We start from the raw sequence: 12,993 nt of genomic DNA, 5'->3' as shown, positions 1-12,993 counted from the left end.
CCCGGCACACCGTCTCCGGGTCCGCAAGCGGATTCATGAAGAACGCCCGGCTCGCAATCGAGTTGCAGGAGACGTTGTGGTTGAACCCGCCCCAGTGATCGAAAATCCCGTCGACTTCCAGTTCGTGCCAACGCCGGATCTTCGCCGCGATCCCCAGCGGGAAATCCTGGATATCGTTCACGTCGTGGACAGTGTCGTCGCCCCATTGAAGGTCGTCATAGCCGACAAACTTCTGGCCCTGTTCGCGGCACAACGCCCGCGCGGTCCACAGTAAATCGTGCGACTGCCGTTCTGGCTGCCAACCGTCCGTCTCGGCGGCGAGGAAGAGTCCACTCGACGAGGGCAGCGCTTTCTGCCGCACCAGAAATTCCTCCGTGTTTCCCGACCAACCCCAGCCGGTCGTCAGCACGCGCAGTCCCGGCCGCACCTTCTGGCCTTCTTCGATAAGGAAACGAATCAGCCGATCCCGCTGATCGAACTTGCTCATCCCTTTGCATCGCGGACACGACTCGGGGTCGCAGAACTCGCCGTCGGCGTCGAGGCCGAACAGGAAGATAGTTCCAATTTCCGGGAACTCCGTGAAGAACCGCGAAATCAGGTCGCGATAGAACTCCTGGATCTTCGGACGGCTGAAACAGATCACCTTACCCTGATACGTGCCGCTGTCGCTCAACACCTCCGCGGGGTAGCGTGACAAGAACCGTTGCCGGACTTCTTCGGGCGTCCACGGTCCGCCCTGGCACGGCAGTTCGGTCATCCACAGGGCGCATTCCAGCCCATGATCGAGGCAGTTCCCGATGATGGTTCTCAGGAAGTCGCGACTCTCCTTCACGGTGGCCGGGTCTACAGCATCCGGAAAGAGCGGACTGGTTACGTACCCCTGCATGTGCCGCAGGTTGCCCATCCAATCGTGGGTCATTAGACAATGGCTCGCGCCCATGTGGCTGATGTACCGCACGTCGGCGGCTTCGCCGGGCCACCCGTTGAACCGCTGGTGGATATACCGCTCGCGAATCTGAAAGGTCCCGCGAATAGTCTGGCCGCCATCGATCACAGCGCCCTGCCGGACCAGTTCCTGCAGCGTGTACACGCCCTGCAACATCCCGCGCGGGGTATTTCCGAGGACGTAAACCACGCCATCCTGGACGACGATCTCGTAGGCATCCCGGGCTGGGGGCACGTTGTGCAGGTTCATTCGTCCGGTCTTCACCAAGTCCCGGGTTGCCGGCGCTTCTTCCAGCAGTCCCACAAACAACGTTCCCGGCGAGACCTCCGCATTCCGATGCAGCTCCAGTGCCTCAGGCCCCGTCACCCCGAATGCCACTGCCAACTCCCGCAACACGGTCTCATGCACCCGGGTCGTTCCCGGCACATGGACCGGCATGGGCTTCTGCAAAGTTATCGGAGGTCCGGCGGCAGAGTCGACCGGCCCCGATTCGGCTGCCGCCCGATTTCCCAATACCGAAGTCCCGACACCCAATGCACTGATCGCCAGGAAGTCCCGGCGTTTGAGTCTCAAATACATGTTGCATCCCCCGTCTTTGAGAGTACTCGATGCCGGAGTCTAGCCTGCGATTTGCTCCGGCGCAACTGAGCGCCGAAAAAATGCTCACGCGCACGACGGTGAGGCTGTCTCATGAGAATTTCTCGCGAACACACTCTACTCTTGGAGAATTACCCTGTCTTTTGCTCCAGGTCTGGCAAGCACATGGCAACCTGAAGACCGCTTCCGGGGATATACACCCCTCGTGGTCCGACCGTTCGGTAATGATTGGATTTGGGTGAAACCACACCCCGATTCCGTGGTCCAAATGGTCAGCGGGAAAGGTGGCGCAGTTGGGAGCGCCACCTCTAGAATCCACCGAATATGGGGTCGGATCTCCAGCAATTTACTAGATATTGTTGCTTTTTGGGGTTGACTCCGCCGGAAGGGTGGACTAAACTAAGCCCTGAGGAAGCGAAAGTAACAGCCTTCGGGCTGACAGCGGACGGGAGATGACTGCCCAGTGCACAACATGAGCAGGCTATCCTGCGCGGCGGGCGCCCTTGGCATCCTGTTGGCGGCAGGTTGTGCCACAACCAAACCTCAGCAGCCGGTGGCTCATCAGTTCGAGCCGATACCGCTCACCAAAGTACAAACTCAGGAAGTCCCACGGAAGACCGACGAGCGGTCTGCCACTGAATTGCTCAGGGCGGCCGACGAGGCATTCCGGTTGGGCAACAAGGCTCAGGAATCAGGCGATCACCAGGAGGCCTTGCGCCAGTACACGCGCATGCTTGAGATGTTGATCGACGCCGACCTGGACTCGGAGGTCTTCTACAATCTCCGGAGCGAGTTCGAGCGAATCCTGAGTTCATCCTCGGAGACTTCGGAACTCTTCCAGAAGGGCCTTCCCCAAGGCTGGGATACCAATCTGAATGAAGATCCGACGGCAGGGGACCTCTTTGCCGGGATTCCTATCAATGAATATGTGATCGCCGAAATCGAGGAAATCCAGAACCTCTACCCGCGCAATTTCCAGAACGGGCTAAACCGCAGCTTCAAGTACCGCCCCGTATTGGAGAAGAAGTTTGTGGAAGCCGGGCTGCCGCGCGACCTGGTCTGGCTGGCGATGGTGGAAAGCCAATTCCACCCCGACGTCACCTCCCGCGCCGGCGCGGCGGGCATGTGGCAGTTCATGCGGGGGACGGGCACGCGCTACGGCTTGCGCGTCGACAACTATGTGGATGAGCGCCGGGACTGGGAGAAGGCCACCAATGCGGCCATCGCTTACCTGAAAGACCTGCGCGACCAGTTCCAAGGCAAATGGCCTGTCGCGATTGCATCCTACAACATGGGCGAGGGCGGCATGGCTCGCGCCATCGCCATGAACGGCGGCGATTCGGACCTCTGGAATCTCATCGAGACTCCACCCGCCTCCAACCATATGCAGCGCGAAACCAAGAAATTCTATCCAAAGCTTCTGGCGAGCATCATCGTCGGCAAGAGTCCGGAACGCTACGGATTTACTCGCACTCCTCAGGAACTGGAGCCGACGACCCGAATTCCTGTGAAAGGATCGTACTCGCTGGCCGCGCTGGAACGTGCAAGCAATTTGCCCAGCGGTTCGCTGAAGAGTCTGAATCCCGAATTGATACGCGGTGCGACACCTCCCAACGAGGAGTTCCAACTCGAAGTCCCGGCGGGATCGGAAGAGTTGGTAATGGCCTCGCTCACGAAAGCGAGACAGGAACCGTCGCGTGGCATTTTTGCCCGCACGGACAGCGGCAGTTCCAAGCGTCATACCGTCCGAAGAGGCGAGACATTGAGCGGTATCGCCTCCAAATACGGTGTGTCGGTGAGTGACTTGGCGAAGGCCAACCGGATGCGTGCAACCTCACACCTCACGGTGGGCAGGCGTCTGGTAATTCCCGCGTCCGGCAATGACGCTACGCCTGAAACCGTCGGCGCCCTGCAAGAGATCGAGAAGCCCCGTTCGACAGCGGAAGGCGATGGAACGCACACCGTCAAGAGCGGCGATACGCTCTTCGACATTGCTCGCAACTACAACATTTCCTTGGAGCAGTTGCGCGCGTGGAACGATCTCAGCGAGAAATCGCGCATCTCCGTCAATCAGAAATTGCGAGTCAGAGCGCCCGAAGACGGTTCGGCCCCTGCGGCCGCCCAGAGCAAACGAGTTCACAAAGTGGCCCGCGGCGAGTTTCCGGCGTCCATCGCGCAGAAGTACGGCGTGTCCGTGGGCGACCTCCAGAAGTGGAACAAGCTGACGTCGCGATCCGTACTGAGAATCGGCGACGAACTCGTGATTTACTCGGCGGATAGTAGTGAGCCGGAAGGCGACGCGCCTTCTGCCGCCTATTCGAAAGACGTTGTTAATTCGGAGAGCATTTCGTTCACGCCAAAAGAGCCCGAACCGGAGAAGCAGTCGTATAAGGTGGCGAAGGGCGATTCGTTGGGCGGCATCGCATCGAAGTACAACGTGTCCCTGAGTGACCTTCGCAAATGGAACAATCTGTCATCCAAGTCCACGATTCATCCCGGCCAGACCTTGGTGGTCTATGCCAAGCCGTCCGGCAATTCGGCCTCCTCCAAAGCCGCCGAATCGCCAAGAGCGGAGAAGAAGACGTATAAGGTAGCCAAGGGCGACACGCTCGGAGTTATCGCGTCCAAGAACCATGTGTCGCTGGATGACCTGCGCAAATGGAACAACATCAAGAAGGACTCGTCGCTGAAGGCTGGCGAGACCCTCGTCCTCTACGCTCCCGAGAAGGAAGCCGCCCCTGAGCCGGAACCCGAAGTTGATGCAGCCTCCGAACCCGCTCAAGAGGCCGCCCCGGAAGAAGCGAGTGAGGCGAAACCTGAGACCGAGCCTCAAGGCGAAAAGCAGAGTTACAAAGTCGCCAAGGGCGATACCCCCGGCACCATTGCCGCGAAGTTCGGCGTCAAGACCAGTGACCTTCTCAAGTGGAACGGTCTTACCACCAAATCGATGATTCGGGTTGGAGACGAGGTCGTGGTGTTCGGCGGAACGCCCAAGTCAGAACCCGATCAAGATACTGCGACCGCACAGGCAGAGACGAAGAGTACGGAAGAACCGGCCAAGTCTGAGCCTGTCGAAACCAAGACGGACGACGCCGACGCCGTTACGGGAACCACCTACAAAGTCGCCAAGGGTGATACCTTGGGCAGCATCGCATCGAAGCACAAGGTTAGTTTGGACGACTTGCTGAAGTGGAACAACCTCTCCAAGAAGTCCACGTTGCGCGTTGGCGACGAACTGGTTCTGAAGGGTGGCGAGGCATCGCCAGAGCCTGCCGCGCCATCGCCCGTCGAGGAATCGAAACCGGAGACCGCCAAGGCTACGGAGAAGCCCGCCGAGGTTGAGAAGCCGGTCGAAGCCAAGAGCGAGCCGAGCGGCGCTGCACAGACGTATAAGGTTGCCAAGGGCGATACCCTGGGCGGTATAGCGTCGAAGAACAAAGTCGGCCTGGAAGACTTGCTGAAGTGGAACAACCTGACCAAGAAGTCCACGTTGCAGGTCGGGCATGAACTGAAGCTCTACGGCGGCGCTGCCGATCCCGCTCCAGTTCCTGCTGCAGCTCCGGCTCCTGAAGCCGTTACTCCCAAGGCTGAAGAGGAAACCAAGGTCGCATCCGTTCCCAAGGAGAAGGAGCAAGCGCTTCCGAAAGCGGTTGAACCCGAAAAGGAAACGCCGCAGCCCTCGGGCGAGAAGCGTACACACAAAGTCGCGAAGGGGGAAAGCCCTTCAACGATTGCCTCGAAGTACGGTGTCAAGACCAGCGACCTGTACAAATGGAACGGCCTGAAGTCGGGCGCCGTTCTTCAAGTCGGGCAAGAACTCGCCATACTGGGTGGCAAAGAGGGTGCTCCCGCTGCCGATGCTGCCAAGGCGGAGAAACCTGCCGAGGATAGTTCCTCGTCGTCGACGCACACGGTTGCGAAGGGCGATAACCCGACGACAATCGCCAAGAAATATGGACTGAAGGTGAAGGACCTCTACTCCTTGAATGGATGGCCCAAAGATCACATGCTCAAGATTGGGGAGACGGTCAAGGTCAAGTAGTAGCGGTTTGCCAGAGATTCCCGAAGCGAATGACAGAGCGGCGCTCACCGAGCGCCGTTCGTTTATTTCACGGAGTCCGTTTCCGTCTCGGCGGTCACGTAGGTCTCTGTTCCTCGTAGAGCGAGGCAAACACACGCTCCTCGCCGCCACGATAGACAAGGTGCCCGTCAATGAGCCGCGTCTCTTCCGCGCTCAACGGTAAGAATCGGCCTTCTGCCCGTGCGTAAATCGTGTCCGCGCCGTCCCCGATTGTGGCCGTCACCTGGACCATGCGCTTGCCAGGCTTGGCAATCTCCGCGCTTACAATCGAGTCCCGATCGCCCGGTACCGGCTTCAGGTAGCGTACGGTCAATTCACCGGTCAACGTCATGCGTGCCATGGCCCGATTGGCGGCCCATCCCATCGTCTCATCCAGCAACGCGGCTACGATGCCGCCGTGCACGACATTCGCATACCCGCAATGATGCGGCTCGGGATGAAAGACCGCCTTGACGGCCTCTTCCTCCACAAAGAACCGCAGTTTCAGTCCCGCGAAATTCTCTTCGCCACATACAAAACAGGTCTTCGAATTCGGCAAGTACACGCGGCCATCATTCTCGCTATCGCACATCGGATTCGCTCCAGGTTCCACAACGTTAGATACCCCGGACTTTACCGGCTAGGTTCGGCTATCCGCAAATTGGGGTAACTCCATGTCGCTTTTTCCGGGGGGTGCCCCCCCCTACCGGTTTTGACGGTACAAGGGGGTGTCCCAGAAGAGTGTTCTCTCGCGCAGAACCGCTGAGGCGCTGGGAGCGCGGTGTTGTCCGCCAGCATTGAGTATGGAGTTTGGGCTTTTTGGATCGGTACTGTGAGGCACAATTTTGGTCCTCGTATGTTTCCCTTCATACATATGCGCGAGTTCGTTGCACTGGGGGAATGTGCAGGTAGGTGCGACTGGGAGACCTTCGGTCGCAAGAGTGGCGCGGTCAGGAGACCACGCCACAGCAAGGGTCAGAAGCGGTGGCAATGTGCGAGATGGAGACCTGCCGGTCGCAGGGAGTGCCAGGGCCCGGAGACCCTGCCACAACAAGGGCGTCTTGCCTGCCTCTTCGTCTTATCCAAAGGAGACCGCTAATTGCCCCACCGCACCACCCGCGAATCTTGTCACGAGCCACTCTCGGAGAGATCGATATCTTGTACGAGGGCCTCGCCTTCTTGGAGGACTATCGGAATCTCGTACCATTCAATTTCCTGACCAACTTTCAGCACACGCAGAGTGGACGTACCTGTCCAAACGCGTTCAAACCGGAAACTAGCACTGTTGTCGGTTGCACCGCGAAGACAATCGATGTAGTCACCGGAGTCATGCAGAAGCTCCAAGCTTCTGTTGGTGACTGGACTCCCTTCGTCAAGAACGTGGCCCTCCAAGGTAGCGTTGCCGCGCGTGAAGGTGAACTCCATAGAAAGCGCTTGGCCAGATTTCAGCTCAAGGGTTTTCCGAATATGATGGTCCCCAAGGTTGGGGTGCACGGATATCTTGAGAGCGCCGGCGGAAAGTCCGGTCAGCAAAAATGTTCCTGCTGGAGAGATACTCTGGCGCACGTAGGGCAAAGATCGATTTTCAGGACAGCATACGTCAACCACAAGGTTCTCCATCGTCCCATCTTGATGCACGACACCGTCAATGGTGGCTTGCGCCGGAAGGACAATACGGTTCTCACCGGATAACGCTGTTTTGCCGACGCCATACCCCTCTTGATAAGCGTAGAGGCGCGTGACATCGAGCGGAAGGCTGTCCACCGTGAACTTGCCTTCCGAGTCTGTGCGCGCAGCTGCTGCGCGTTCTAGGCTGTCAGTGGAGACATCGATGACGAAGTACACATATGCTCCGGCAATGCCCTCTCCCGCCTCATTGACGACAATACCCGAAACCGGAGGTCTAGGTGTCAGGCGGAATTCGATGTTCGTGCGCGCACCCGCTTGGATTTCGATGTGCTTCCATGCAGGAGCATATCCGGGAGCCCACACCGCCACCGTTGTAATCTCCGCAGACCTCTTGTCGTACGAGAATGAGCCATCTATGCTCTCGTGTGAGCGTCCGCTTCCAAAGAGCATGTCGGAGGTTATATCCGACTTCCCTCGGAGCAAGCTCACCGTGAAATTTGTCAGTGGTTCGCCGGTATCATCTGCGAGTACGCGGCCGGTGAGTTGTCCGCATCTCTTGAGGACTATCTCTGCGTCCAGCGTACCCGCACGGATTCTCGTCTCTGTTCGCGAAGGATCGGCCGGGTTTTCGGCAGCGACCATGTACTCTCTGTCCTCCAGGCCGGTGACTCGAAATATACCGTTCACATCTGTATAAGCCTTCTCCAAGTTTCTTGCATAGCAGGTTATCTCCGCCCCTTGCACCGGCTTCCCATCTACGTCCACGACTCGGCCTTCGATGGCAAGTCCCCCCTTCTCGCCGTAGACAATCTCTATGCCGGAACGTTTTTCTCCGGGAGCAAGCGTGATACGAAGATATTCCTCAGCCGTACTGAAGCCGTTGGCTGTTTCCGGAGTCACGATTACGGCAAACTCCGTCGCGGGGAGATCGGAAAATCGAAATTGGCCTTGACCATCCGCTGTGGTCCCGTCGAGATTGGGCACGCTTCCATCTTTGCGCACCAAGTATAAATGCGCTCCTTTTACGGGTCTGCCGTTGCCGTCGATCACTCTGCCGCTCAGCGAAGCGGTCTTGGGTTGATCGAGATTCAGGACAACATCATCGACACCCCTAGCGTCTAGAGTTAGCCCTTCGACAACGGCACTCTCCATCGTGTCCTCTTCGGCTTGAATATCGATTTGGTTCAAGTCACGCGACACGTGGAGCTGGAACTGACCTTGTTCCATTGATACTGCACGCGCTACATCAATGCCATGCGCCTTGCTACGTTCTGCCACCACCTTCACTCCGGAAGCGGGGTTGCCGTTCTTGTCGAACACAATGCCCGCCACCGGAACTCCCTTCTTCAGAGCGAAGTCGATACCCAAAGCTGGTTTGCTGTCTTTAAGGGTGACATTGGTGTCGGGCTCCTTTCTGGCATCGGGATACTCCGCTATGTCATCGATCTGAACGTGATAGGTTCCGTCCGGTATGAGCTTTGTTCGATATACGCCATTCACATCGGTCTTCCGTTTGTCTCTGTACACTACCGGTCCTCCACCGGAAGGAAAGACCTCAACGCCGACCCCTTCGATACCTTCTCCCGTGTCTGCATCGTAGACACGACCCTCGATACTGAATGGCTCCGGGTCCGCTTGATTGTTGGCAAGCGGGATTACCGTCGAGGCAGTGGCTGCAGTCTGCGATGCCGTGTTTTTCGGGGTGTTGCCCTTGCCGCGAGGCTCATCCAAAGCGGAATTACTTTGAACGGGTACAATGGCCACGTTCGGCGAGTTAGGCGCGACGCTACTCTTGTTAGTGACCGCCCAGTACCCGGCTCCGAGCGCGGCGACGACCAGCAATCCTACGACGGCCTTGGCAAGCAGTACGTACCCCGCGCTTGCGACAATCGGCGCTCCCACCGCGCCCGATGCCGCCAATTTGCACAGAGCGCCTGCTAGTCCCGACGGTGCCGCCTCGACGGTTTGGCTGAGCGCGGCAGTCAACACGCCCACACTCGCAACGATACCGCGCTTGCGAAGCGATGCACGAATCTGTTCGACGCCCTTGTCTACGCGATACCGGGCGTTCGATTCGGACAAGTTCAAATGCCGAGCCAGGTCCACATGTGTGCGGCTTTCCAAGAAGCGTCCGATGACGACAGCTCTCAGATGATCTGGCAAATCGATGATCGCCTCGTCGACTGCGGATAGGATTTCTTCCAGACAGGTATCGATGGCCGTTTCCGTATGGGCTGCTTCGGCGAATACAGTCTCCCGCTTGCGTCGTCGAGAATCGCTTCGCACGTGATTGATGCTACGGCGCACGGCTACCGTGTGAAGCCACGCCCCAAGGGACACCCGGATGGATTCGCGGCTTTGCATGAGCGCGACGAAACATTCCTGCGCTACGTCCTCGGCCAGTGCCGCGTCGCCCACGACACGCCTGCAACTGGCGACCACCATACCCAGGTATCGGTGAACTAACTCGGCGAAGGCGTCTGCGTCCCGGTGACGTTGCCAGCGTTCGAGCAATGCGGCATCAGTCCGTTCCATTTGGAGATTCCCCTCTTGTGACCCATTATTCAGTCTGGCCTTATGTCAGCACAAAACGGGAAAAGCGCAAATGCCGGGCCGGACGGGATGCACTCCACTGGGAGACGCCCCTGTCCCTGTAATTTGACGGTTCAAGGGGGTGTCCCGGGAAGAATGATGACTCGCGCAAAGACGTGGAGGCGCCGGGAGCAAACGCCGGTGGACATGGTTCTAGCCCTCGTATGTTAAGTCCCCACATATATGCGCGAGTTTGTTGCACTGGGGGAATGTCAGGAAGGTGCGAATGGGAGACTTTCGGTCGCAAGAGTGGCGCGGTCAGGAGACCACGCCACAACGAGAAAGAAGAAGGGAAGTCAACGCAAAGGCGCAAAGTCGCAAAGCCGCAAGGAGATGGCAGGTGAACCCATCGTCGATGCCGATACTCGCGGCCACGAGCCACCGCGAGGCCTGGAAGATGAATTTGACCACCGATGAACCCCGATGCGCGCCGATTTCCGGAAAGATGTCTTGCATTCTGTAGCGCCCGGTCTCCGCCGACACACCTGTCGGCAGCCGGGCGGGCTTGGCCCAGGGGTGTACCCGCGCAATCTGACGATTCAAGGGGTCGAGCAGCAGCCGAGGGCGGCTGCCACACGGGTCTTGAATGAAGGCAATGGACCACGAAATACACGAATCACACGAATAGAGATGGGGGAGAACGAAGTTGCATTGGGCGCTTCAGTGCGGCCGTCGATTTGATCGTGTTGGAATTCGTGTGTCTGGTGTGATTCGTGGTTCCTTGTTGGGGGGCGCCCCCCACCCGATTTTGACGGGGCAAGGAGGCGTCCCGGGGAAGAATGATGACTCGCGCAGAGCCGCTGGGAGCAAGTGCTGGTGGACATGGCTCTGGCCTTCGTATGTTGGTTTTCATGTATATGCGCGAGTTCGTTGCACTGGGGGAATGTGCAGGAAGGGGCGAATGGGAGACCTCGGTCGCAAGAGTGGCGCGGTCAGGAGACCACGCCACAGCGAGGGCGGTTTCATTGCGGACAGCTCTTGGAGACATTGCTGAGCGGACGGCAAGGTCTTGACAGATAGTGACATGTGCTGCATCATGCAGTGGCAGTGCCCACCCCATACCGGCTGCGGGGGATGTTGCAGCCGAAATTGAGAATGCGTGAAGTGTTGCGCTTTCTGGCTGAGCGGTGTTTGTGGGGATACAGATGACCCGTCTCTGAATGGGTATGCCATGTGCTGCCGTCGCGTGGCTTTCTCATTCCGCACATACGCGCTCAGTGAAACTCTGACTGACAGGGGGATTCTATGGGCTCGCAAGCCATCCGTCGTGTAGGGATAACCGTTTCTGTTGTTACCGTTGCCGCGGTCGCACTACTCTCGCCGCCAACTGCGTCCGCTCAACAAACCGAATACCGGTTCGAGCGCATGTGGCCGCAACTGCAGCAGCCGTGGTATTTTGCCGAGCCTAGAGGTCTTGCTGTAGATAGAACAGGAAATCTCTATATTGCAAACACACGATTCGGTCGAGTGGAAAAGTATAGCGCGAACGGCGTCCTGCTCACGAAGTGGGGAACATGGGGCTCCAATGATGGGCAATTCGGCTACGGAACCGGTGAAGATGGTGGCCCAACGGCAGTGACCTTCTCAGAAGCAGGTTACATCTACGTAAGGGACGTTGTCAATGGCCGCACACAAAAATTCACTGTTGATGGCGAATTCCTTTCAATGCGCTACTCAGGTTACACCGTAGCTTTGGCATGTGATAGCGCGGGAAGACTATATGAACTCTTTGGAGACCGAATACAGATATATTTGCCCGACGATTCCTTAGCGTCGGAGATTCTCCTGCCAGTCGGATCTGGAGATGGTCAATTTGATCAACCGCGCGGACTTGCTGTTGACAGCCAAGGTTTCATCTACATTGCGGACAGCCGCAACAAGCGGATTCAGAAACTCGATTCCAGAGGCGTCTTTGTTGCGAAATGGGGTGGTCAGGGTGGAGGACCGGGGCAGTTCTGGATGCCAATTGGAGTAAGTATAGATTCCTCAGGTACTGTCGGTGTTGTCGATTTGTTTCAAGAACGAATACAATTATTCACATCGGAAGGGCAGTTCATCAGGCAGTGGGGAACTCGAGGATATTCTGATGGATGCTTCATTGGCCCGCGCAACATCATACTTGGTCGAAATTTGCACGTCTACGTCTCGGATGAAAGTCGCGTACAAGTTTTCGACATTAATGGCGATTTGCGAAATTCATGGTCATCATGGGGGTTGAAAGACAATGAGCTTTGGGTTCCGCACGGATTAGCAGTCAGTGCGGGTGGCGCTATCTATGTTGCAGAAGGGGGCGTTTCGTTGGGGGCTCCCGATCATATGATTAAGATGTACACCTCTGACGGGGTTCTGTTGACAGCGTGGGGAAGCAAGGGCACGGGAGATGGGCAGTTTGACTCCCCCTGCGGAATCGCAGTTGATTCGAGCGGGAACGTATACGTCATTGATCGTTACCTCCCTCGTGTCCAGAAATTCGATTCCAACGGCACTTTCCTCTTGAAATGGGGTAGCGGAGGTAGCGGCGAAGGTCAGTTGAATCATTCCACAGACATTGCTATTGATACCGCGGACTGCGTATATGTCGCCGATTCGAACTATCGAATTCAGAGATTTACCTCTAACGGCGAGTTTTTGGGGATGTGGGGACAATTCGGTGCAGGAGAACAAGATTTTGGGGAACTACCTGGAAGCGTCGCAATTGATCGGGATGATTGCGTTTACGTGCTAAGTCAAGACATTCTGAGATTCTCTAGGGATGGCACATTCATTTCAAGATGGAACCATCCGCACGGTACGAGTAATGGTGAATTCTACTACCCAAACGACTTGATCGTTAGCTACGACGGAAATGTATATGTTGCAGATGAAGGCAATCGCATTCAAGCATTTTCCCATGATGGACAATTCCTTGCTTGTTTTGGGGGAACTGGAAGCGATTCCGGACAATTCCGTTCCCCACGCGAGGTGGCTGTGAGTGGAGACGGGAGAATAATCGTTACAGATACTCTTAACAGTCGTGTCCAGATGTTCAAGCCAGTCACTCTCACCTCCAATGCCAAGGCCATCGTTGTTGCGGGCGGCGGGCCGTTCCCGGGTAACAACCTGTGGGATGCTACGGAAGCCTCCGCAAACTTTGCCTATCGCGCGCTGTCGGCGCAGGGTTTTACCAAAG

The 12,993-nt window shown here is 57.3% G+C and carries 5 protein-coding genes; 2 read left to right on the top strand and 3 right to left on the bottom strand.

All coding sequences use genetic code 11. From position 1 onward, the window contains the following. Positions 1-1,525 (bottom strand): hypothetical protein (locus K1Y02_20410; GenBank protein MBX7258736.1); only part of this gene is annotated, 1,525 nt, incomplete at its 3' end. Positions 1,526-2,006: 481 nt separating this feature from the next. Between K1Y02_20410 and K1Y02_20405 the strand changes: the two genes are divergently transcribed. Further along, the gene (locus tag K1Y02_20405) at positions 2,007-5,585 is read left to right on the top strand and encodes a LysM peptidoglycan-binding domain-containing protein (GenBank protein ID MBX7258735.1); all 3,579 of its coding nucleotides are present in this window, start codon (positions 2,007-2,009) and stop codon (positions 5,583-5,585) included. Positions 5,586-5,679: 94 nt separating this feature from the next. Here the strand turns inward: K1Y02_20405 and K1Y02_20400 are convergent, their stop codons facing one another. Then, complete coding sequence (locus tag K1Y02_20400; protein ID MBX7258734.1) at positions 5,680-6,195, bottom strand: PaaI family thioesterase; 516 nt, start codon at positions 6,193-6,195, stop codon at positions 5,680-5,682. Between the two features lie 536 nt (positions 6,196-6,731). After that, positions 6,732-9,767 carry a sigma-70 family RNA polymerase sigma factor gene (locus K1Y02_20395; GenBank protein ID MBX7258733.1) on the bottom strand — a complete coding sequence of 1,012 codons (3,036 nt, stop codon included), beginning with the start codon at positions 9,765-9,767 and terminating at the stop codon, positions 6,732-6,734. A 1,302-nt stretch (positions 9,768-11,069) separates the two neighbouring features. On the opposite strand from K1Y02_20395, the gene K1Y02_20390 reads away from it, so the two are divergent. Next, on the top strand, positions 11,070-12,993 hold a 1,924-nt coding region (locus K1Y02_20390; protein ID MBX7258732.1), incomplete at its 3' end, for a hypothetical protein.

The sequence above is a fragment of the Candidatus Hydrogenedentota bacterium genome (genome assembly GCA_019695095.1).
Lineage (GTDB): Bacteria > Hydrogenedentota > Hydrogenedentia > Hydrogenedentales > SLHB01 > JAIBAQ01.
The sequence above is the reverse complement of the archived record's forward strand: the minus strand, read 5'-3'. Positions and strand labels throughout refer to the sequence as shown.

Coding starts and splice junctions, on each gene's coding strand:
- K1Y02_20400 (MBX7258734.1), bottom strand. CDS start 6,195: ATGTGCGATAGCGAGAATGATGGCCGCGTGTACTTGCCGAATTCGAAG.
- K1Y02_20395 (MBX7258733.1), bottom strand. CDS start 9,767: ATGGAACGGACTGATGCCGCATTGCTCGAACGCTGGCAACGTCACCGG.